This is a genomic window from Phenylobacterium sp., from assembly GCF_030679875.1.
GTDB lineage: Bacteria > Pseudomonadota > Alphaproteobacteria > Caulobacterales > Caulobacteraceae > Phenylobacterium.
In genome coordinates this window covers 458686-479658 of record NZ_JAUXSP010000019.1, presented here as the reverse complement: position 1 = coordinate 479658, position 20973 = coordinate 458686, and the positions used below count along the sequence as shown (strand labels likewise).

Sequence of the window (20973 nt, the reverse complement as noted above, 5' to 3'; positions counted from 1 at the left end):
CCCAAGGAGCGCTGATGAGTCGAGCCCCGACGCCCGCCAAACGGCCCGGCTGGCAGTGGACCGAGTACTGGCGCGGCGGTCACCCCGAGGTCATGACGATCGGCGCGGGTCCGGGCCGCGAGGCGTTTGACGCCGCGTCGGTCTGGCTGGGCTATTTCGGCGCGTTTCCGGCCGGCGCGCGGTTGCTCGATCTGGCGACGGGCGGAGGCCAGGTCGCCGCCTTCGCCAGCGCCGCGGGGGGCGCCGCGGGCAAGTCGTTCGAGGTCATCGGCGTGGACCATGCCGAGCTTGCCGCACCGGGCGGCCCGGGCGCATCCGGGTGCGTGCTGATGGGCTCGGTCGCGCTGGAAAAGCTGCCCTTTCCATCAGCCCATTTCGATGGCGCCTCATCCCAGTTCGGCATCGAGTATGCCGACACGCGACAGGCCCTCGCTGAACTGGCCCGCGTCCTGAAGCCCGGCGGCCAGGCCCTGATGCTCATCCACCATGCCGACAGCGCCATCACCCGGTCGACGGCCGGGCAGGCGGCCGCCTATGACCGGGTGTTCGGGGACGGCGGGGTCATTCGTCAGGCGCGCCGGGCCTTCAATGCGCACCTGAACCGCCTGCCCGCGGACGCGACCCGGGCGGCCGAGGAGGCGTTTCGCGAGGCTGTCCGGCGAACGGCCGGCCGGCTTGAGTCCACACCAGCGTTCGCGCCGGCGCGATATCTGGTCGGGTATCTGACCGATCTCGCCGAACGGATCGCGGCCTACGATCCGGCGAGCGCGCTGGCGCGCATTGACGCGTTCGAATTCGGCAACGCCTCCTGGCGTCAGCGCCATCGCAGCCAGCTCGGCGCGGCGATGGACGGGGCGGCCCTGGAGACCTTCCTTCAGCGAGCCGCTCGCGCCGGCCTGACGCCGACCGAGCGTTCCGAAGCGCGCGACGACCGCGGAGAGCTGGTCGCCTGGCGGGTCGGGCTGCGGAGGGAATAGGGCGCCGGTCGGAGGGGACATGCACTTCAGTGCGTGTCCCCTTGCGTGCAGGGCAATCGCATATGGCTGATGCGGCCCATGAAAAGCCCTCCTCCTCGATGGAGGAGGGTTGGGTGGTGGTGTGGCGGCCCGGCATGGGCGAAGGGTTCCGCAAGGCGCCGACGCCAATTTCGAGCATTCCCCTGACGACCGTGGCCACACCACCATCCCCGGCCCTTCCTCCATCGAGGAGGAAGGGAGGGCCGTCGCGCCCGGCCAGTCCCTATGCGATGGCCCTGCCTTGGCGTGGGGGACACGCACTGAAGTGCATGTCCCCGCGGATGAACTCTCCAAAGAAAAAGGGCGGCGGACCCAAGTCCGCCGCCCCAGATCTTTCGAAGGCCGTTGGGCCTTAGAAGTCGAGCGTCACACCCATGAAGATGTAGCGACCGAAGGAGTCGTACGTCTGCGGGTAGGTGTTGCCGTTGCCGGTGGTGCCGACGCTGCGCGACAGCGGGGGATCATCATCAAACACGTTGTTGATGCCGCCGCGGAAGACCACGCCGTCCTTGACTTCCCAGTTGCCCGAGATGTCCCAGTAGTTCTCGGCCTCGAAGACGTTGTCGATCCGGGTGGGATCGCCGATTTCAACTTCACCGGTGTAGCGCCAGGTCAGCGAGATCGACGCATCCCAGGGGGTTTCCCAGGTCGCGCGGGCGCGGTGACGCCATTCCGGACGCGGCGTGTTGCCGGCGCAGGCGTAGAAGCCGACGCAGTCGAAGGTGGCCGCGCCCGAACCCGGATCGGTCACGTGCTGCTCAAGCCAGGAGCCGACGAAATTGAGCGACATGCCGCCCATGTCCGTCATGCCGATGGCGTCGAGGCTGAAGCGGTAGTTGCCCACCACGTCAATGCCGGAGGTGTGGAGACCACCGATGTTGGTGTTGGTGTCCGTAACGAAGCCGCCGCCGACCCACAGTTGGCCGAGCGGGCTGCGGTTGATACGGGCGCAGGCGACCGGATCGTTGTCCTGGTAGCAGGCGTCCAGGGTGATGTCCGCCCCGACGGTGCCGATCAGGCCGATCACCTCGATGTCGTAGTAGTCGATCGACACGCTGAGGCCAGGGATGAAGCTCGGCGTGAGCACGACACCGTAGGTATAGGTGTCCGCCGTTTCCGGCTCCAGGGCCCCGTTGCCGCCCTGAAGGAACTGGTACTGGCCGGCCGGGCTGGTCAGCGCCGCGCTCTGGTATTGAGCCAGGGGAACGCCCGTGGCCTGACACTGGGCCAGGGTCGCCGCGAACACGCCCGGAGTGACCGGACCGCAGGGGTCGCCGTCAATGTCGAACAGGTTCAGGCCCTGGGCCGTGAACAGTTCGATCACGTTCGGCGCCCGCACGGCGCGCTGGTAGCTGGCGCGGAAGCGCACGTCCGAGGTCGGAGCCCAGTCACCGGCGATCTTGTAGGTGTCGGTGTTCACGCCGCTGCCGTAGTCGGAGAAGCGGTAGGCCAGTTCCAGGGACAGCAGTTCAGCCATCTCCTTGCCTTCGATCAGCGGCAGCACGACTTCGGCGAAGATGTCGTAGTTTTCGGTGAAGCCGCCCAGACCGATGGTGGCGCCGCCCTGGCCGGCGAGGTCGCCGGTCGAGAAGGCGTTGTCGGTCTCGGAGTTCAGGCCGTCGCGGCGGTACTCGACACCGAAGGCGGTCATGAAGGCCCGGTCGGCGTAGGGGCTTTGCAGGCCCAGGCTGCCGAGGTCGCCGTTGACCGCGAAGGTCACGACCTGTTGCGTCGTCCAGGCGGTCTGAAGGCCCGGGGTCTGCAGGTACGAGAGGACGTCGTCCGTCACGTTGCCGAGGGTAAAGATGTCATAGGGCACGCAGTTCGGGTCAGTGCCGTTGACAACCGACCGGCAGGTCGGGGTGCCGCCGACGTCAACCACGTCCAGCGAGCGGCCGAGGCGCGTGACCGAGAAGTCGTTGCGGTAGACGCGCGACAGCTGGACCCGGCTGTACTGGGCCGCGAAGTCGTAGTTCCAACCGTCCGAGATCGCGCCGCGAACGCCGATGACGCCACGGAACGACTGGTAGCGCAGGTCGTCCTGACGTCCGCCGCCTTCAACGTTCCGGCGACCGATATACATGGACGTCGAATCGTCGTTGGCGATGTTCAGGGCCGAGCAGCCGATGGCGGCTGATTGCGAGGCCGACAGCAGCGGGTTGCCGCAGTTGATCGTCGCGGTGCTGAAGAAGTCACCCGACGGCGCGATCTGGGCGACCGTCGAATAGTCGGTGAACATCAGCTGGGTGAACACGTCGAAGTGCTCATTGATCTCGTAGTGGCCCATCACGCCGAGCGAATAGCGCTCGTCGGGACGCTGGTAGTAGTTCAGCGGACCGTAGTTGTACTGGTCCCGGGCGCCGGACCAGTTCATGAAGGTGTTGCCCGTGGCCGGGTTGATCGTGAAGTCGAAGGTGGCGAAGTCGGTGAAACGGCCCGGGAAGGCCGTGCTCGATCCGCCGCACGTGAAGTTGTTTGGCGTCGCGGCCGCCGGGATGGCGATGGCGCAGGACGAGTAGTCGCGGTCGCCTTGCAGGATCGCGTCGTTGTTGCGGTAGGTGACGTAGGCGGTCAGGTTGCCGCGGTCATCCGGCGCGTTGACGCCCAACAGCAGGGTGACTTCCTTGCCGTAGCCATCGATCACGTTGTCGTCGGGCAGCTGGAACTGGGAAGGGTTTCCCACCGCGCGGGCGGCGATGACCGACCGCAGGTTGCCCACGCCGTCGTAGTCGTTGTTGTGCTGGTAGAAGGAGTACTGGGCGTCGATCTGAACGCCTTCGAAGTCCTTCTTCATGATGAAGTTCACGACGCCGGCGATGGCGTCCGAACCGTAAACGGCCGAGGCGCCGCCGGTCAGGACTTCAACGCGCTCGACCATGCCGCCCGGAATCTGGTTCAGGTCGGCGGCGGCGTCGTTCGGCGAGCCGTAGCCCATCCGGCGACCGTCGATCAGCACCAGGGTGCGGACCGAGCCAAGGGCGCGCAGGTCGACCGTCGCGGTGCCGGAGGCGCCGTTCGAGACCGACGAGTTCTGGGCCGCGAAGGCTTGCGGCAGCGAGTTGATCAGGTCTTCGACCCGGGTCACGCCAGCGGTGGTGAGGTCTTCCGACGTCACCTGGGTGACCGGGCTGGTGCCGACCAGGTTAGGTTGCGGGATCCGCGAACCGGTGATGACGACGGATCCGACGTCGGTTTCCTGCGCGAAGGCAGGAGCGGAAACGGCAAGAGCCGCACCGCAGATGATGGTGGACGCCAGCAGGCGACCGCGCGTGTTTTGGAGCCTCAACTTATTCCCTCCGGTTCAGCGCGACCCGGATTTCCGGTAACGCGCCCCCTCTAAAATCTGGACGAATAGGCATCCGGACGCACGAGGCGACCGGTTAGCAGCGATCCTTGCTCTCCACTCAAAGTGCGGTCAACGACCATTACAGGACCGTCACGTTACGGGCGCCGCATTGTCGCACTTTGGCAACAGCAAGGCGGCCTCAAGGCCTTGGTGGGGCGGAGATTCATCGCTTGACACCCCCCTGCGGCGAGAACCGACCCGCAAATCCCTCCGTGGGCGAATCGCTCTCCCCCGTCAGTGAGGCTTCGTGCAGAGCCAGCGGGTGCGATGATGATCCAGCAGGTTGTCCACCCAGCCGGTGATTCCCGGACTGACCAGGTTCTTGTTCACATAGAAGTAGACCGGGGCCACCGGGGCGTCCTCAAGCATCATGTGCTCGGCCTTCGCGATGTAGGCGGCGCGTCTGGCCGCGTCCGGCTCCTGGTCGGCCAGGGCCATCAGACGGTCGTATTCGGGATTGTTGTAGTCGCCATAGTTCTGTGGCCCGTAGAACGAGCGCTGCAGGTCGAGGAAGCTGGTCGGGTCGTTGTAGTCGGCGATCCAGGCCGCGTCGGCCACCTGGAAGGCCCGGGCGCGATAGTCGGCGTAGGCGATCTGGCCCTCCTGCTGGGCCAGGGTGACCTGCACCCCGATCTCCTTCCAGTCGGCCTGGATCGCCGACATGAACAGCATGGGATCGGGCGTGTTGCGGTGCTTGATCTCGAACTTCAGCGGGCGCCCCGGGCCAAAACCCGCCTCGGCCAGCAGCCTGCGGGCCTGGGCCTGCCGTTTCGCCAGCGGCCAGGCGGCCCAGAAGGGCGGCTCCGCGCCGGCATAGTTGGCGACGCCGGGCGGAACGAAGGTGTTGGCCGGCAGCTGCCCGCCGCGCAGAAGCTTGCCCGCGATGAACTCGCGGTCGATGGACATGGCCAGGGCCTGGCGCACCCGCCGGTCCCTGAACGCGGGGAAGCCGGCCTTGGAATTGGTGTTGAAGGCCACATAGGCGACGCCCAGCCAGACGTTGGTCCGCACATACTCCGGCTTGCGTTCGCGCAGGTAGGCGATGCGGTTCGACTGGATGTCGGTGTTGATGTCCAGCTCGCCGCGAAACACCCGCCGCTCGGCGGAAATCGCATCGGTGGTCGGGTAGTAGTAGACCTCGTCGATACAGACGGTCTCCGCCTCGTAGAAGCGCGGGTTCTTCACCACCTTCACATAGTCGCCGAGCCTGGAGGCGACGAGCACATAGGGGCCGTTGCCGACGAAGTGCTCCGGCTTGATCCAGTCCCTGCCCCACCGCTCGACCACATGTTTGGGCAGGGGATACATGGTGTGGTGCTTGGCCAGCTCGATCAGGTAGGGCGCGGGATGGTTCAGCTCGACCCGCAGGGTCCTGGCGTCCAGCGCCGTGACGCCGAGCGTCTCGAGCGGGGCCGTCCCCTCGTTCACCGCCTGGGCGCCCTTCACCAGATAGAAGACCGAGGCGTATTCAGACCCCGTTTTGGGATCGAGCAGCCGGCGGAACGAGAAGACGAAGTCGTCGGCGGTCACCGGAACGCCGTCCGACCACAGGGCCTGGCGCAGATGGAAGGTCCAGGTCAGGCCGTCGGGACTGATCTCCCAGCGCTCGGCCATGCCGGGAATCGGCTTGCCGTCCGGGCCCGACTGGCTCAGGCCGATCAGCATGTCGCTCTGGATCCGATCCTCCCAGGTGCCGGTGGACAGGTGCGGGTCAAGGGTCGCCGGATCGGACGTATTGCCGTAGTGCAGACAGACCTTGCCCGCCGGGCACGGCGGCCGGTTCGGACCCGAGGGTCCACAGGACGCCAGGCCCGCGACGGCCAGGGCCGCGAGGAAGAGATTGCGGATCACGCGGCCCGGCCTTTCAATGGCGGCAGAAGAATTTCGGGAGTCGTCCATGTCATCGCTCGCCTTGCGCCATAGATCCGGCATCGTCCTGGCCGCGGGAGCGGCGGTGCTCGTGCTGGGGAGCCCGGCCCTCGCGGCCGAGGGAATCCCCGGCCGCGCCGCCCCGCTGCAGGCCGTGGTCGACTGCCGCAAACTGCCCGATCCGACCGAACGCCTGGCCTGTTACGACGCGGCGACGGCGACGCTGGACGCGGCCGAAAAGGCCGGCGACGTCGTGGTGGTCGACCGGGCCCAGGTGCGGGAAGCGCGCCGGGCGGCCTTCGGTTTTGACTTCAGGATGCCGGCCTTCATGACCGCCGGCGAGAAGCCCGAGGAGATGGATCGCCTCACCGCCACGGTCGATTCGGCGCGCATGGGCGCCGACGGCAAGTGGGTCATCAAGCTGACCGACGGGGCCGTCTGGCGGCAGATCGACACCAAGCGGATGTTCAAGGATCCGAAGCACGGCTCGACCGTGGAAATCCGCACCGCGACCATGGGCAGCTTCTTCATGAAGGTCGACGGCCAGATGCAGATCCGGGTTCATCGCGACAACTAGGTCGGTTTGGACGCCCCGTCGTTCAAGCAAGACGCGGGCTTGGTCGCTCCCCCCCGGGGGAGCTGTCAGCCCGCCGGGCTGACTGAGGGGGGCGTTGGCCACATCACATGCCCCCCTCCGTCCCGGCTTCGCCGGGCCACCTCCCCCTGGGGGGAGGAACCCGGTCGGCGACCGCGCCCGTCCTGCCTGAGAACACCCGGACACTATCGATCCTTTGGATCGAGCGCGTCACGAAGCCCGTCGCCGATGAAGTTGAAGGCCATCAGGGTCACGACCATGGTCACCGACGGGAAGACCAGCAGCCAGGGCGCCAGCTCCATGTCCTGCGCGCCGATGGCGATCAGGGTGCCCAGCGACGCCATCGGCGGCTGGACCCCCAGGCCGAGGAACGACAGGAAGCTCTCGGCGATGATCACAGCGGGGATGGTCAGGGTCACATAGACCACCACCGGGCCCAGCAGGTTGGGCACGATGTGGCGGAAGATGATCTGGCCTGAAGACAGGCCCGCGGCGCGCGCCGCCTCGATGAATTCCTTGCTCTTCAGCGACAGGGTCTGGCCGCGCACGATGCGCGACATCGTCAGCCACTCGACCGCCCCGATGGCCAGGAAGATCAGGAAGATGTTCCGCCCGAACGTCACCATCAGCAGGATGACGAAGAAGATGAACGGCAGGGAATAGAGGGTGTCGACGATCCGCATCATGATCTCGTCGATCCGGCCGCCGACATAGCCGGCGACGGCGCCCCAGGCGACGCCGATGACCAGCGAGACGCTGGTGGCCACCACCCCGATGGCCAGCGACACGCCCAGCCCCGCCAGCAGCCGCGCCAGCAGGTCGCGGCCCAGGGAGTCGGCGCCCAGCAGATGGCCGCCGGTCAGGGGCTTCATCCAGACGTCGGTCTTGGTCACCGTGTCGTAGTTGAACGAGACGAAGAACGGCCCGACGATCGCCAGCGCCACCATCAGCGCCAGCACGATCATGCCGGTGACGGCGGCCTTGTTGCGCAGCAGGCGACGGCGGGCGTCGTCCCACAGGGACCGGCCCTTGACCGCGTTCTCGATCAGCGCGCGCCGCGAGGGCGAACCAGGGATCATGTCGGCGGCGCTCACGACAGCCTCACCCGGGGATCAAGCGCCGCATAGAGCATGTCGGCGATCAGATTCAGCGCCAGGATCAGCAGGGCGTAGACGATAACCATGCCCATCACCACGGTGTAGTCCCGCTGCAGCGCGCTCATGACGAAGAACTTCCCCAGGCCCGGCAGGTTGAAGATCTTCTCGACCACCAGCGAGCCGGTCAGCAGGCCGGCGCAGGCCGGGCCCAGATAGCTGACCAGCGGCAGGATGGCCGCCCTCAGGGCGTGTTTGCGGACGATCAGGCTCTCGGGCAGGCCCTTGGCCCGGGCGGTGCGGATGTAGTTGGAGCGCAGCACCTCAATCATCCCCGCCCGGGTCAGGCGCGAGATAATGGCGATCTGCGGCAGGGCCAGCACCGTCACCGGCAGGACCATGTTGAGCAACGCCCCATCGTTCCAGCCCGCGGTGGGCAGCCAGCCCAGCCTGGAGGCGAAGGCCAGCACCAGCAGCGGCGCGGTGACGAAGGTGGGAATACAGACCCCCAGGATGGCCACCGCCATGGTCAGGTAGTCGGCCATCCTGTTTTGTCTGAGCGCCGCGATGATCCCGAGACTGACCCCGATCAGGGCGGCCAGCAGGATCGAGGACAGGCCCAGCTTCAGACTGACCTTGTAGTTTTCCTTGAGGATGTCGACGACCGTCCGGCCGCGGTACTTCAGCGACGGGCCGAAGTCGCCGACCGCCACGCCCTTGAGGTAGTTGACGTACTGCTCGACCAGCGGCCTATCCATGCCGAACTCGGCCATCACGGCTTTCTCGACCTCGGGCGACAGCTGGCGTTCGTTGACGAACGGACTGCCCGGCGCCGCGCGCATCATGAAGAAGGCGATGGTGATGACGAGGAACAGCGTCGGGATGGCCACGAGCAGACGGCGGAACAAAAGACGCAGCATCGTCGGCTCACTCGCGCGGGCAGGTCCGCAAAGGCGTTGCGAAACTTCCATCCACCTTGGATGATGTCAACGAAACCCCACCCCGGATGAACCAGAGATGACCGAATTCAGGCGCGTGACCGAGGACTTCTCCGTCAGCCCGCAGATCGAGCCCGCCGACATGGCCGCCGCGGCCGCCCAGGGCTTCACCCTGGTGATCAACAACCGCCCCGACGGCGAGGTCGAGGGCCAGCCGACCAGCGCGGAGATGGAGGCCGCCGCGCGGGCGGCGGGGATGGACTATGTGCACATCCCGGTGGTGAGTTCGCCGAACGAGGACCAGGTCACCGCCAACCGCGTGGCCATCGAGGACGCGGACGGGCCTGTGCTGGCCTTCTGCCGGTCAGGGACGCGCTCGATCGTGACCTGGTCGCTCGGCCAGGCCCTGTCGGGGGTGCGGTCACGCAGCGAGCTGGCCGCGCTGGGGCGCGGCGCCGGGTATGACCTGTCGGGGGTGCTGGGGTAGGCCTCGGGGACATGCACTTCAGTGCGTGTCCCCAAACAGCGTGCTGAACAGCCGGACAAAGGGGACACGTACCGAAGGCGGTACATGTCCCCGCGCTAGAATCCCCCCAGCGTCACCCTGGCCGCGCCCATGGCGACCGGTTCGGGCTCGCAGCTGGCCAGGACCAGTTGGGCCGCGACGAGACAGAGGAAGGCGAACGCCGCCCTCTGGAGCCGTTTTGATACAAAGATCGCCGCGTCCGCAGCCATTTCGGCCTCCTGCCGTCCTGTCACGCGGGATCCAGCGCAAGACGGGCGCCGCGACGGACGGTCGCGCGGTCACGGCGCTGTCACGGACTGGTCGTTTGTCTGTGATCGAAATTACACTAGTTAGACGCGTCGAGACGGCCGCGGGGGCGGCGAGAGGTTTGTATGAGCGGGACGCTATGGTCGTCCGATTTCCACGTCGAGGGTGGACGGGTGAAGGTTCGCGCCACGGGCGCCGACCTGGCGCTCGACCGCGCCCTGTTCACCGACATTCGACTTTGGCTCGGCTACTACGTGCCGGTGCGGCTGATGGGGCTGTGGACCCGCCTCACGCGCCCCGGTCCGAAAGTCTGGTTCACGCCAAACGCCCCTCGCCCCTGGTACCTGCTCGGGCTGGCGGTCTTCTGGGGCGGGGTCCGCATCGCCCGCTCGCCCGGCGACGCCCAGGCCGCCGTCTATTTCGAGGATTCCACTGTCGGCCGCCCGCCTGCCTGCGACGTGCCGCAGCGGTTCAACTTCGACTGCACCGACGTCTCCAAGAGCCATGTGGCCAGGGTGTTCGAAGCTGTGTTCGGCTATCCCCTCACCGTTAACCCGATGACCTGGACCGGGCCGGTGGTCGAGAAGGGCGAGGGCAACGGCGCCCACGACGGCCGCATCGTCCAGGGGCCCTGCCCCGCCGCGCCGGGCCGGGTCTACCAGCGGGTGATCGACACCGTCGATGGCGGCCATGTGGTCGATCTGCGCACGCCCTGCGTCGGCGGGACACCGGTGATGGTGTTCATCAAGCGCCGCCCTGTCCGGGACAGATTCGCCAACTACAATTCCTCCGTGTCGCTGCATCGGCCCGGGGACATCTTCTCGCCGGAGGAACTGGCGGTCATCGAAAGGTTCTGCGCGGCCATGCGGCTCGACTGGGGCGGACTGGATATTCTCAGGGATTCGGCGGACGGCCGGCTCTACATCGTCGACGTCAACAAGACCGACATGCCGCCCCTGCGCCTGCCCTGGACGCAAAAGATGCAAGCCATAGCGAGACTGTCGCGTGCGTTTCTGGCTATGATTAACGGCGAATCCGCGAGGGGGGGCGCATGATCCCGTTCGTCCGCGACATCACGTTCGAATACGGCGTCTGCGACCGGCTGACGCCGATGATCCGCCGCGTGGTCGCCAACAATCCCGGGCCGTTCACCTTTCGGGGCACCGGCACCTACATCATCGGCAACGGCGAGGTGGCCGTGATCGATCCCGGGCCGGACATGGACGACCACCTGGAGGCGATCCTGGCGGCGACGGCCGGCGAGCGGATCAGCCACATCTTCGTCACCCACAACCACATGGACCATTCGCCCCTCTCCCGGCCGCTGGCCGCGCGGACCGGGGCGGTGATCTACGCCTGCGCGCAGCAGGGGCTCGCCACCGAGTCGGAAGTGCGGATGGAGGCGGGCGACGACCGGGTGTTCCGGCCGGACGTGGGCCTGTGCGACGGCGGGGTATTCAAGGGCGGCGACTGGACCATCGAGGCCATCCCGACGCCCGGCCACACCTCCAACCACATCTGCTACGCCCTGCTGGAGGAGAACGCCCTGTTCTCCGGCGACCACATCATGGGCTGGTCGACCACGGTGATCAGCCCGCCGGACGGCGACATGGGTGACTATTTCGCCAGCCTGGAGCGCATCAAGGCGCGGAGCTTCGCGACCCTCTGGCCGACCCACGGCCCGCCGGTCACCGAGCCGGCCCCCTTCGTCCAGGCCTACATCGACCACCGTCGCGCCCGCGAGGGGCAGATCCTCGCCGCGCTGGCTTCGGGCCAGACGCGGATCAAGGCCATGGTGCCGGTGCTCTACAAGGACGTCGACAGCCGCCTGCACGCCGCCGCCGCGCACTCGGTGATGGCCCACATTATCCAGCTGGTGAAGGAAGGCCGCGTGCTGTGCGAGGGCCCGCCCGGCCTGGACAGTGATTTCCGGCCGGCAGCGTAGCGGCCTGATCAGCCGCCCTTGCGGCGCAGAGGCCAGGGCGGCTTGGGCTTGTTCGGGGATCTGGGACACATTTGCCGGACCGCGGCCCATTCGGACGCTGAAAGCGCGGGCATCCCGGCCTTCGCCCGCGCCCGCGCCGCCTTGGCGCGCCGGCCGCTGTCAGGATGGGTGGCGAACCATTCGGCGGCGGCGTTGACCTGTTCGGGCGCGGTCTTGTCGGCCAGCCGCTCGAAGAAGTCGGCCATGCCGGCCGAGGAGATCCCGTTGGCCGCCAACAGTTCGAAGGCCCGATCGTCCGCCTCACGCTCCAGGGTGCGGCTGTAGCGCTGCTCGGTGAAGCTGCTCGCCAGCAGGACCGCCTGCTGGCCTGCGCCCGAGCCGCCGCCGACGACCGTGTCCAGCACCAGCCCGACCCCGAGGGAGCGCCAGACGGCCTCCATCACATGGCGTTTCTCGATGTGAGAGATCTCGTGCGCCAGCACCCCGGCCAGCTCATCCGGCGAGCGGGCGCCGGCGATCAGGTCGTCGGTGACCAGGATCGTGCCGCCCGGCAGGGCGAAGGCGTTGATCATCGGCGCATGCACCGGAATGACCGCGATGCGGAACGGCATGTCCGCGTCACGCGCCAGCCGGCTGGTCAGGGCGTCTAGACTGTCCTGCCCATAGGCGTCCCCGGTGCAGGGCTTGAAGGCAATCTGCAGCTGCTTGGACATGTTGCGCCCCATGGACGCCTCCAGCTCCAGCGGAGTTGCCCGGGCGAGCGGGCGGGCCGCCATCGGAATGCCGACGAAAACGCCCAGCGTCAGGCTGATCCCGACCACCGCCAGCACGCCCACCAGCCACCCTTCCTTGCGAAGGGCGGCGCGCTGGACGCGGGTCACCGAGAGGCCGCTCGCCGCCTCCCAGTCGGCGGCCTGGAGAATCAGGCGGCCATCGCCGGTCGCCGGCGCCAAACGAACCCGACCGTCCCTCACCTCGATCAGGCGAATGCCCTTGAGCGGCCAGCGGAAGGAAACACCCGGGCCTTGGCCCAGGATTTCGCCCGCGACCACCGACACCTCGACATGGTGCTTGCGGGAGGTCAGGCCGTCGAAATATTCGCCCTGCATGGTCAGATCGGCGAGAAGCCGAAGGCGTCGGCGAGACCTTCGCCCGACCCCGGTCCCTTGCGGGCCTGGCGCGCGTCCGCGAGGGGGGCTGTCCCCACGGCCGACAGGCGGCGGATCATGAACCGGGCCGTGCGCGCCTGAACGAACGGCGACAGGAAGCCAAGGCTGACGACCACCAGGATGATGTTGCTGACCGTCAGGCCCAGCAGGTCGAGGGTCTTCAGCTTCAGCTCGAACCGGGCGTCGCCGATCTTCAGCGAACCGATGATCGCCCGCAGGAGCGCCGCCTGATAGGGCGCGAAGACCAGCAACATGTAGAGGGCGAAGACGAAGAAGGCGGCATAGGTGACCAGCATGAAGACGAATGTCGGTTGTGCAGGGGCCTCGCCCCCCTCAGCCGGCGTAGGCAGCAGGCCCGACGTCATGATCAGGCCCATGTAGGCGCCGATGAACACGAAATAGCCGATCACGAAGCCGATCCAGCCGATCGCGAACGGGCCGTAGATGCCGTCGCTGGCGCGCGGAACCCAGCGCAGGTTGAGGCTGCCAAAGCTCAACCCGCCCCACATCTTCTCGGCCAGGCGCATGGACGCGGCGGGCTGGAACCAGCCCAAGGTCAGGCCGACCAGGAGGCCGTAGCCGAGGTTGGCCAGCCCGTAGTCCCAGGGTGATCCCCGCAGGTGGAAACGCACCCCGCGCCAGACCGTCCGGCTGGCCATGTAGCGGAAGGCCAGGAAAATCGCCGCCCCGACAAGGACGGGCAGGCCCAGATAGAGCGGGAGGATGATCAGCAGGGCGTACATTGGACCCAGGAACTGGGCGCCGCCAACGATGACAAGGAACGGCAGACCGACCGTGAACAGGGCGATCAGGAACCCTATGAACAGCTCGCGCCCCTTGCCCGTGTATTCGAAGGCCTCGCCGTTCAGCTTCACATGCGACCACACCCGGCGGCGGACCTCGGTCCGGCCCCAGAAGCGATACAGGGTCAGGGTGATGAGGTTGAGCAGGCCGTTTTTGAGACTCAGGCCCAGGAAGGACCGCACATCGAGGGTCTCGCTGAAGGCGAGCGTCTCACCTTCCGACGTTTCAGTCTGATCTTGCATGCTACCCCGCCCCAGTGTCCGCCAAGTGTCAGGGCTGCAGCGCCGACGTCAACCGTCGGCTGCACGACCGGTCGATCTTTCTCGTCGCGTCAGTCGGGCTAACCCGTAATCGCCGTCGCCAGGCTCTCGATGCGGCGGCAATTGGCGCCCATGTCGCTGGCGCCCAGGCGGCGGACGGCGCGCAGGTCGATGCGTGACCCGGCGCCGTCGGCCCGCACCCGCACCACCAGGTCGTCCTTGAAGCCGTAGAGCAGGCTGACGGCGGTCGCCTCGATGCGGCCCGACGCGGGGTCGGCGGTGACGATCGACAGGCCCGCCCCCTCGATGGCCGACTTCACATGGGCGAAGGCCTGGTCCGCCGGCACGGCCACGGTCACCGGCCGGGCCGCCGGGCAAGTCTCGGCGTTGACCTCGGCCAGGGAGCGGCCGGCATAGATTTTCGACCCGATGGGCAGGATCGGCGAGGGATCGACCGGGTTGGCGTCCGGCCCGCGGGCCTTGAGCACCGTGGGCGAGAACATCAGCGGCTCGGACCAGTCGGTGGCCACGTCGTGGACCCCCGGGACGCGGTTGCCCATCGCCCCGAAGGCGATGACGGCCGCCCAGGTCAGCAGGGTGATGGCCAGGGCCAGCACCGCCTTGCCCCACAGCCTCGAGAAGCCGGCGAAGGCCGCGACCAGCAGGCCAATCAGGCCGGTCAGCACCCCGACCAGGGCGATCGCCGGCGCCCAGCCGAGGGTCTCGGTGGGTCCCTGAATCAGCATGGCGTCGAAGCCCTGGGCCTGGGTGATCAGGCCAAACCGCGTGGCCAGAGCCCCGGCCAGGGCCATGGCCGCCGGCGCCAGCGCCACCAGCAGGGCGAGGTCCAGATAGCTGTCGGCCCAGCCTTTCTTCGGCTTGGCCTTGGGCCGCCGTTGCTGCCCGGTCATCGGCGAGATGAACAGCGGAGCGTCGTCGGCCTTCTTCAGCGCCGGTCCCTTGGTCGGCGAGGCCTTCACAGCCAGAGGCGCCTCGCCGGCCGGACTGGCCGCCGCCGCACCCATCGGCGTCATGTCTGGCATGCCGGACAGCGGCGGCGGAACCTCGCCGTTGCTGTCCTCAGGCTTGGGGCTGTCCTCAGGCTCGGCCGGCGCGGGGTCGTGCGCCGGCGCCTCGGCCTCCGGAGCGGCCGCGGGCAGGATGTCCTCGAATTCTGCGTCCATGGGCTCATCGGCCCCGGCGAATGACGGGCTCGCCGGGGCCTCAGATTTTCCCGAGTCGTCCTCCGGCGCGTGAAGCACCGGATCAGGAGCGGCCCGCTCGGCCACCGCGGCGGCGGCCAGGATCGGGATCGCGGGCAGGACATAGTCCTTCATCCGCTCGCGCAGCAGCTTCTTGTCGATCTTGCCGGTGGCGCCCAGCGGGATGTCATCGACGAAGGCGACGTCGTCGGGCATCCACCATTTGGCGATCTTGCCGACCAGGAACTGGAGCATCTCCTCCTTGGTGGCCTTCTCGCCGTCCTTCAGCTTGATCAGCAGCAGGGGCCGCTCGTCCCACTTCGGATGGAGCACGCCGATCACCGCCGCCAGCGCCACCTTGGGGTGGCCCATGGCGATGTTCTCGATGTCGATGGTGCTGATCCACTCGCCGCCGGACTTGATCACGTCCTTGGCGCGGTCGGTAATCTGCATGAAGCCTTCAGGGTCGATGGTCGCCACGTCGCCGGTGTCGAAATAGCCCTCGTCGTCGAGAATCCGGCCGCCGGCGCCCTTGAAGTACTCGCGCACCACGAACGGGCCCCTGACCTTCAGGTTGCCGAAGGTGCGGCCGTCGTGCGGCTGGCGCGCGCCGGTGTCGTCGGTCAGCTTCAGGTCGATGCCCAGCGGCGGACGGCCCTGCTTGAGCTGGTAGGCCAGGCGTTCGTCGTAGGAGAGGCCGGCGATGCGCGCGTTGGGCGAGCCCAAGGTGCCCAGCGGCGAGGTCTCGGTCATGCCCCAGGCGTGCAGCACGTCGACGCCGTAGCGGTCGTGGAAGCCGCGGATGATCGCCTCCGGACAGGCCGAGCCGCCGATGACCACGCGCTTGAGGGTCGAGAGCTTGCTGTTCGTCTTGTCCAGATGCTGCAGCAGCATCTGCCAGACGGTCGGCACGGCGGCGGAGAAGGTAACGCCCTCGGCCTCCAGCAGTTCGTAGATCGACTCGCCATCCATCTTCGAGCCGGGCATGACCAGCTTGGCGCCCACGGCCGGGCCGGCGAACGCGATGCCCCATGCGTTGGCGTGGAACATCGGCACGACCGGCAGGACGGTGTCGAGGGCCGAGATGCCCAGCACGTCGCGCTGCAAGCCCACCAGGGTGTGGATGTAGTTGGAGCGGTGCGAATAGAGAACGCCCTTGGGGTCTCCGGTCGTGCCCGAGGTGTAGCAGAGGCCGCAGGCGGTATTCTCGTCGAAACCGCCCCAGGCGACGTCCGGGCTGCTGCCCTCCACCAGGCTCTCGTAGGTGTGGGCGCCCTTCCAGTTCAGGGTCGGCACGCCGCGGAGCTGGAACGCCGGCATGTGCTGGTGGTCGGTCATGACGATGACGTGTTCGACCGACGGGCAGTTGGCGAGAATCTCTTCCAGGATCGGCACGAAAGTCAGGTCGACGAAGATGATGCGGTCTTCGGCGTGGCGGATGATCCAGGCGATCTGGTCGGGGTGCAGACGGGGATTGAGCGTGTGGCAGACCGCCCCGATGCCCATGATGCCGTACCAGGCCTCCATGTGCCGGGCCGAGTTCCAGGCCAGGGTCGCGACCCGGTCGCCAAGCCGGATTCCGAGGCCCAGCAACGCGTTGGAGACTCGCTTGGCGCGGTCGTGCATCTGGCCATAGGTGGTCCGCACGATCGGTCCCTCGACCGACCGGCTGACGACCTCGCGGTCGCCGTGCCAGCGTTTGGCGTGATCCAGGACCGTGTCGACGGTCAGCGCCGACTGCTGCATCAGGCCCTGCATGGCCGCGTCTCCCCCTTGTTTTCCTTGCTGCGACGACCCTAGCGGCGCCCGGCCGCTCGGGCAACGCGCGGCGCGCGGAGAGCGAATATTCACCATGCCGACCGTTGGCAAATCCGTCCGGTTGTGGCCGATAGGTCCTCATGAGCGAACCCCCCGCCCCACCGCCGCTGCTGATCGCCGTTTCCGGAGGGTCCGGTTCGGGCAAGAGCACCCTGGCGACGGCGCTCGAGGCGCGGCTGCCCGCCGGGACGGTGACCCTGGTCATCGAGGACGCCTACTACGGCGATCATGGCGGCAAACCCGGGTTCGACGCGGCCAGCTTCGACTTCGACGACGTCTCGGCCAAGGACCACGGCCTGCTGGCGCAGCACCTGGCCGCCCTGCGCGCCGGCGAGACGGTTCAGGCCCCGCTCTACTGTTTCGAGACCCACCGCCGACTGGACCCGGTGGCGACCATCACCCCCGCGCCCCTGATCGTGGTCGAGGGCGCGCACCTGCTGTGCACCGAGGCGCTGGCGGCGCTGTTCGACCTGCGGGTGTTCGTCGATACCCCGCCGGACGTGCGGTTCATCCGCCGGCTGATCCGCGACCAGGCGCAGCGCGGCCGCACGGCGGACTCGGTGATCCAGCAGTATCTGGCCACGGTCCGGCCGGCGCACGAGCGGCTGATCGAGCCCTCCCGTCGGCGGGCCGACATCGTCATCGCCGATGATCGCGGCGCGGTCGTGCCGGACGATCCCTCCGAATTCGACCGCCTGCTGGCCCCGGTTCTCAGCCACCCGCTGCTGCGCACCTACGCGGCCTGACGCCCTGTCAGGAGCGGTTGTCCTTGCGAGGTTGAATTTTTCCCCTATAGGCTGAGTTGGTGACAGCGTTTTCCGAGGGGACATGACGGCGTCGGTAATGGGTGAATCCCGGTCGGAGCGAAAACGCGAACTGGTTCTGAGGGCGGCCAGGGTCATCTTCGCCCGGGACGGTTTCTCCCAGGCGGGCATGGAATCGGTGGCCCGCAGCGCCGGCGTTTCCACGGCCACCCTCTACGCCCACTTCCCCGGCAAGGCCGATCTGTTCCGCATCGTTGTCGAGGCCGCGCTGGCCGACATCGCCGACCGGGTGCGGCAGTCCGCCGAGGCGCAGGGCGACGCCCGCGCGCGGCTGCGGACCTTCGGCATGGCCTACGCCGAGCTGTACTGCGCGGCGGACTCCCGGGCCCTGTTCCGCATGGTGATCGCCGAGCGGCGGCGTTTCCCCGGCCTGGCGGACCACTTCCGCGACCATGCCCGGATGGCGCTGGGCGGCACTTTGCTGGCCGTCGTCGGAGACCTGGCCCGCATCGGCGAGATCGCCATCGACAAGCCTTCCTGGGCCGCCGGCCAGCTGCAGGGGATGATCGAGCACGCCACCCTGGTGCTGGGCCTGGTGGCCGGCGACCACGTGATGCCCGTGCGGCCCCTGGAGACGATCGTGCACGAGGCGGTCGAGACCTTCCTCGCCCGCTACGCGGTCAGGGGAAAAGCCGCGTAGTTCCCCACCCCTCACCCTGGCGCTCGAACACCAGCCGCTCATGCAGGCGGAAGGGCCGGTCGCGCCAGAACTCGATGGATTGCGGGGTCAGGCGAAAACCCGACCAGTGCGGCGGCCGCGGCACCTTGCCCAGGCCGAACTTCAGGCCGGCCTCGGCAACCCGCTTGCCCAGCTCCAGCGTATCCTTCATCGGCCGCGACTGGTCGGAGGCCCAGGCGCCGATCTGCGCCGGACGGGCGCGGGTGGCGAAATAGGCGTCGGCCTCCGCGTCACTCACCGGCGCAACGGTCCCGCGCACCCGCACCTGGCGGCGCAGCGACTTCCAGTGGAACAGCAGGGCCGCCGAGGGATGGGACGCCAGCTCCCGCCCCTTGGCGCTTTGCAGGTTGGTGAAGAAGACGAAGCCGCCGGCGTCGATGCCCTTGAGCAGCACCATCCGCACGTCGGGCAGGCCCGACTCGTCCACCGTGGCCAGGGCCATGGCGTTGCCGTCGTTGGGCTCGGACTTGTGCGCCGCCGTCAGCCAGGTCTCGAACAGGGCCAGCGGGTCGGCCTCCGGCAACAGGGGCAGAGGCTCGGCCTCGGTCACCTGGCGGACGTAGTCGTCCTCGGCGGGAGACGGCGGGATCAGGTCGGCTTTGTCGCTCATGGACTTCCTATAGCGCGGCGCGCGCGAGGATTCAGCTTAACTGACCATTGACCCTGTCCGTTCACCTTGGCGCCGATGACCGGGGACGGGCGCAGGATGACCGCGCGGATGGCGCGCGAACGGCTCGGGGTCGGACCGGGCGCGGACGGCCATGCCCTGCGCGCCGCCTTCCGCGAAGCCGCCAAGCGCTGCCACCCCGACCGCGGCGGCGATCCTCTGGCCTTTCGCGAGGTGATGGAAGCCTACCGCGTCCTGCGCGAGGAACCGCTCGAACCGGTCGCCTGGGGCCTGGCGCCCATCCCGCCGACCGCCCCCGTGCGGCTGGTGATCGAGATTTCCCCCGACGCCGCCGTGCTCGGCGGCGAGGCGGTCGTCGACGCCCCTGGCGGGCGGCGGCTGAAGATCCAGCTGCCCCCCGGCCTGCGCCCCGGCGACCGGGTCCGGGCCGGGCAGGACGCCTTCGAGGTGACCATTCGCGGCGACGCCGCCATCGTGCGCGGCGATGACCTGTGGATCACGGTCAAGGTCGATCCGGCCGTTCTGACCGACGGCGGGCGGCTGTCGGTCGCAACCCCGCGCGGCGAGCGCACCGTCTGGGTCAGCCGCAAGGCCGCCGCCCGCGCCCTGGTGCGGCTGCCGGGCGAGGGTCTTCCCGAGCGGGACAGCCGGCGGCAGGGCGACCTGTTCGTGCGGCTGGCCGCGGGGGCCGCCCGGGCCGAGAGCCCCGCGCGGGTGCTGCTGCGCCAGTTCGCCGCCGCCTGGGCGGCGTGATGGGGTGGCGTGAGTTTGTGACCCGCGCCCGGTTCCGATAGAAGCGCCCCATGTCGCACAACACCTTCGGCCACCTGTTCCGCGTGACCACCTGGGGCGAAAGCCACGGGCCGGCGCTCGGCTGCGTGGTCGACGGCTGCCCGCCGGGGATCCCGCTGACGGCGGAAGACATCCAGGTCTGGCTCGACCAGCGGCGGCCTGGCCAAGGCAAGTTCGTCACCCAGCGCCAGGAGCCGGACGCAGTGCGCATCCTGTCGGGCGTGTTCGAGGACGACCGCACCGGCGGCCCCGTCACCACCGGTACGCCGATCTCGATGATGATCGACAACACCGACCAGCGCAGCCGCGACTATTCAGAGATCGCCCAGGCGTTCAGACCCGGCCATGCCGACTACCCCTATTTCGCCAAGTATGGGGTCCGCGACTACCGTGGCGGCGGACGCGCCTCAGCCCGGGAGACCGCCGCGCGGGTCGCCGCCGGCGCCGTGGCGCGGAAAATCCTCGCAGGCGTCACCATCCGCGCCGCCGTCGTCCAGATCGGCCCTCACCAGATCGACCGCAGCCGCCTTGACTGGGACGAGACCCGCAACAACCCCTTCTGGTGCCCTGACCCCGAGACCGTTCCCGTATGGGAGGCTCATCTGGAACAGGTTCGCAAGGGAGGCTCATCGACAGGCGCCGTCGTCGAGGTGGAGGCCACAGGGGTCCCCGCCGGATGGGGCGCGCCGATCTATGGCAAGCTCGACGCCGAACTGGCCGGGGCGCTGATGTCGATCAACGCCGCCAAGGGCGTCGAGATCGGAGCGGGATTCGCCTCCGCAGCTCTTTCGGGCGAGGAGAACGCTGACGAGATGCGGATGGGCAATGATGGCCTGCCGGTCTTCCTGTCGAACAAGGCGGGCGGCGTCCTGGGTGGGATTTCCACCGGCCAGGCCGTCAGCGCCCGCGTCGCCTTCAAGCCGACCTCATCGATCCTGACGCCGCGTCGCAGCCTGGACGAGGCTGGCCAGGAGATCGAACTGCGCACCAAGGGACGTCACGATCCCTGCGTCGGCATCCGCGCCGTTCCCGTGGTTGAGGCCATGGTCGCCTGCGTCCTGGCCGACGCCTACCTGCGCCACAGGGGTCAGATGGGCGAGGCGCGATTTTCACCGGGCGCGACACTCTAGCTATCGAACTCAGGGTTTGTCGCCGAGGTCAAAAATCGACGGTTTTCAGATTGACCGCGCAGGGGACTTGCCTGAAATGGGCCGCCTCGCGA

Annotated in this window: 18 protein-coding genes; 9 read left to right on the top strand and 9 right to left on the bottom strand. The window is 68.2% G+C overall.

The window, feature by feature from the left end:
* On the top strand, positions 1–977 hold a 977-nt coding region (locus Q8K84_RS13405; RefSeq protein WP_305283192.1), incomplete at its 5' end, for a class I SAM-dependent methyltransferase.
* A gap of 391 nt (positions 978–1368) precedes the next feature.
* Here Q8K84_RS13405 and Q8K84_RS13400 read toward each other — a convergent pair.
* Both Q8K84_RS13400 and Q8K84_RS13395 read right to left on the bottom strand, forming a co-directional pair.
* Positions 1369–4302, bottom strand: a complete 2934-nt coding sequence (locus tag Q8K84_RS13400; protein WP_305283191.1) for a TonB-dependent siderophore receptor — start codon at positions 4300–4302, stop codon at positions 1369–1371.
* A gap of 294 nt (positions 4303–4596) precedes the next feature.
* Positions 4597–6213, bottom strand: a complete 1617-nt coding sequence (locus tag Q8K84_RS13395; protein WP_305283189.1) for a peptide ABC transporter substrate-binding protein — start codon at positions 6211–6213, stop codon at positions 4597–4599.
* A 46-nt stretch (positions 6214–6259) separates the two neighbouring features.
* Here Q8K84_RS13395 and Q8K84_RS13390 point away from each other — a divergent pair, with 46 nt between their 5' ends.
* The gene (locus tag Q8K84_RS13390; protein ID WP_305283188.1) at positions 6260–6808 is read left to right on the top strand and encodes a hypothetical protein; all 549 of its coding nucleotides are present in this window, start codon (positions 6260–6262) and stop codon (positions 6806–6808) included.
* A gap of 203 nt (positions 6809–7011) precedes the next feature.
* Here the strand turns inward: Q8K84_RS13390 and Q8K84_RS13385 are convergent, their stop codons facing one another.
* Complete coding sequence (locus tag Q8K84_RS13385) at positions 7012–7920, bottom strand: ABC transporter permease (protein WP_305283187.1); 909 nt, start codon at positions 7918–7920, stop codon at positions 7012–7014.
* Positions 7917–8840, bottom strand: a complete 924-nt coding sequence (locus Q8K84_RS13380; RefSeq protein WP_305283186.1) for an ABC transporter permease subunit — start codon at positions 8838–8840, stop codon at positions 7917–7919. Before Q8K84_RS13380 ends, Q8K84_RS13385 begins: the two co-directional genes overlap by 4 nt.
* 97 nt (positions 8841–8937) lie before the next feature.
* On the opposite strand from Q8K84_RS13380, the gene Q8K84_RS13375 reads away from it, so the two are divergent.
* Positions 8938–9345: a TIGR01244 family sulfur transferase gene (locus Q8K84_RS13375; protein ID WP_305283185.1), complete on the top strand. Its 408-nt coding sequence runs from the start codon at positions 8938–8940 to the stop codon at positions 9343–9345.
* A 95-nt stretch (positions 9346–9440) separates the two neighbouring features.
* Here Q8K84_RS13375 and Q8K84_RS13370 read toward each other — a convergent pair whose 3' ends face one another.
* The gene (locus Q8K84_RS13370) at positions 9441–9593 is read right to left on the bottom strand and encodes a hypothetical protein (protein ID WP_305283184.1); all 153 of its coding nucleotides are present in this window, start codon (positions 9591–9593) and stop codon (positions 9441–9443) included.
* A 162-nt stretch (positions 9594–9755) separates the two neighbouring features.
* Here Q8K84_RS13370 and Q8K84_RS13365 point away from each other — a divergent pair, with 162 nt between their 5' ends.
* Positions 9756–10685, top strand: coding sequence for a hypothetical protein (locus Q8K84_RS13365; protein ID WP_305283183.1), 930 nt, complete (start codon positions 9756–9758; stop codon positions 10683–10685).
* Entirely contained in the window at positions 10682–11575 is an 894-nt protein-coding gene (locus Q8K84_RS13360; RefSeq protein ID WP_305283182.1) for an MBL fold metallo-hydrolase, read from the top strand. Before Q8K84_RS13365 ends, Q8K84_RS13360 begins: the two co-directional genes overlap by 4 nt.
* 8 nt (positions 11576–11583) lie before the next feature.
* Here the strand turns inward: Q8K84_RS13360 and Q8K84_RS13355 are convergent, their stop codons facing one another.
* The 3 genes from Q8K84_RS13355 to Q8K84_RS13345 all read right to left on the bottom strand — a co-directional run bounded on the left by Q8K84_RS13355 (position 11584) and on the right by Q8K84_RS13345 (position 16768).
* Positions 11584–12684 carry a M48 family metallopeptidase gene (locus tag Q8K84_RS13355; protein WP_305283181.1) on the bottom strand — a complete coding sequence of 367 codons (1101 nt, stop codon included), beginning with the start codon at positions 12682–12684 and terminating at the stop codon, positions 11584–11586.
* A gap of 2 nt (positions 12685–12686) precedes the next feature.
* Positions 12687–13790 carry a YjgN family protein gene (locus Q8K84_RS13350; RefSeq protein WP_305283180.1) on the bottom strand — a complete coding sequence of 368 codons (1104 nt, stop codon included), beginning with the start codon at positions 13788–13790 and terminating at the stop codon, positions 12687–12689.
* A gap of 98 nt (positions 13791–13888) precedes the next feature.
* Positions 13889–16768 carry a long-chain-fatty-acid--CoA ligase gene (locus tag Q8K84_RS13345; protein ID WP_305283179.1) on the bottom strand — a complete coding sequence of 960 codons (2880 nt, stop codon included), beginning with the start codon at positions 16766–16768 and terminating at the stop codon, positions 13889–13891.
* 140 nt (positions 16769–16908) lie between these two features.
* On the opposite strand from Q8K84_RS13345, the gene udk reads away from it, so the two are divergent.
* Together udk and Q8K84_RS13335 are read left to right on the top strand one after the other, a co-directional pair.
* Complete coding sequence (gene udk, locus Q8K84_RS13340; protein ID WP_305283178.1) at positions 16909–17574, top strand: uridine kinase; 666 nt, start codon at positions 16909–16911, stop codon at positions 17572–17574.
* Between the two features lie 97 nt (positions 17575–17671).
* A complete protein-coding gene (locus Q8K84_RS13335) occupies positions 17672–18292 on the top strand; it encodes a TetR/AcrR family transcriptional regulator (protein WP_305283177.1) in 621 nt (206 codons plus the stop codon).
* Here Q8K84_RS13335 and pdxH read toward each other — a convergent pair.
* A complete protein-coding gene (gene pdxH, locus Q8K84_RS13330; protein ID WP_305283176.1) occupies positions 18273–18941 on the bottom strand; it encodes a pyridoxamine 5'-phosphate oxidase in 669 nt (222 codons plus the stop codon). The genes Q8K84_RS13335 and pdxH overlap by 20 nt on opposite strands.
* A gap of 108 nt (positions 18942–19049) precedes the next feature.
* Here pdxH and Q8K84_RS13325 point away from each other — a divergent pair, with 108 nt between their 5' ends.
* The gene (locus Q8K84_RS13325) at positions 19050–19712 is read left to right on the top strand and encodes a DnaJ C-terminal domain-containing protein (RefSeq protein ID WP_305283175.1); all 663 of its coding nucleotides are present in this window, start codon (positions 19050–19052) and stop codon (positions 19710–19712) included.
* A 50-nt stretch (positions 19713–19762) separates the two neighbouring features.
* Positions 19763–20881 (top strand): chorismate synthase, encoded by a 1119-nt coding sequence (gene aroC / locus Q8K84_RS13320; protein ID WP_305283174.1) that lies wholly within the window; start codon positions 19763–19765, stop codon positions 20879–20881.
* The last annotated feature ends 92 nt before the right edge of the window (positions 20882–20973 follow it).

Excerpts from the sequence above, each read along its gene's own strand:
- pdxH (WP_305283176.1), bottom strand. The coding sequence starts at position 18,941 with ATGAGCGACAAAGCCGACCTGATCCCGCCGTCTCCCGCCGAGGACGAC.
- aroC (WP_305283174.1), top strand. The coding sequence starts at position 19,763 with ATGTCGCACAACACCTTCGGCCACCTGTTCCGCGTGACCACCTGGGGC.
- Q8K84_RS13335 (WP_305283177.1), top strand. The coding sequence starts at position 17,672 with ATGGGTGAATCCCGGTCGGAGCGAAAACGCGAACTGGTTCTGAGGGCG.
- Q8K84_RS13345 (WP_305283179.1), bottom strand. The coding sequence starts at position 16,768 with ATGCAGGGCCTGATGCAGCAGTCGGCGCTGACCGTCGACACGGTCCTG.
- Q8K84_RS13390 (WP_305283188.1), top strand. The coding sequence starts at position 6,260 with ATGTCATCGCTCGCCTTGCGCCATAGATCCGGCATCGTCCTGGCCGCG.
- Q8K84_RS13350 (WP_305283180.1), bottom strand. The coding sequence starts at position 13,790 with ATGCAAGATCAGACTGAAACGTCGGAAGGTGAGACGCTCGCCTTCAGC.
- Q8K84_RS13365 (WP_305283183.1), top strand. The coding sequence starts at position 9,756 with ATGAGCGGGACGCTATGGTCGTCCGATTTCCACGTCGAGGGTGGACGG.
- Q8K84_RS13380 (WP_305283186.1), bottom strand. The coding sequence starts at position 8,840 with ATGCTGCGTCTTTTGTTCCGCCGTCTGCTCGTGGCCATCCCGACGCTG.
- Q8K84_RS13360 (WP_305283182.1), top strand. The coding sequence starts at position 10,682 with ATGATCCCGTTCGTCCGCGACATCACGTTCGAATACGGCGTCTGCGAC.
- Q8K84_RS13355 (WP_305283181.1), bottom strand. The coding sequence starts at position 12,684 with ATGCAGGGCGAATATTTCGACGGCCTGACCTCCCGCAAGCACCATGTC.
- udk (WP_305283178.1), top strand. The coding sequence starts at position 16,909 with ATGAGCGAACCCCCCGCCCCACCGCCGCTGCTGATCGCCGTTTCCGGA.
- Q8K84_RS13325 (WP_305283175.1), top strand. The coding sequence starts at position 19,050 with ATGGCGCGCGAACGGCTCGGGGTCGGACCGGGCGCGGACGGCCATGCC.
- Q8K84_RS13375 (WP_305283185.1), top strand. The coding sequence starts at position 8,938 with ATGACCGAATTCAGGCGCGTGACCGAGGACTTCTCCGTCAGCCCGCAG.
- Q8K84_RS13370 (WP_305283184.1), bottom strand. The coding sequence starts at position 9,593 with ATGGCTGCGGACGCGGCGATCTTTGTATCAAAACGGCTCCAGAGGGCG.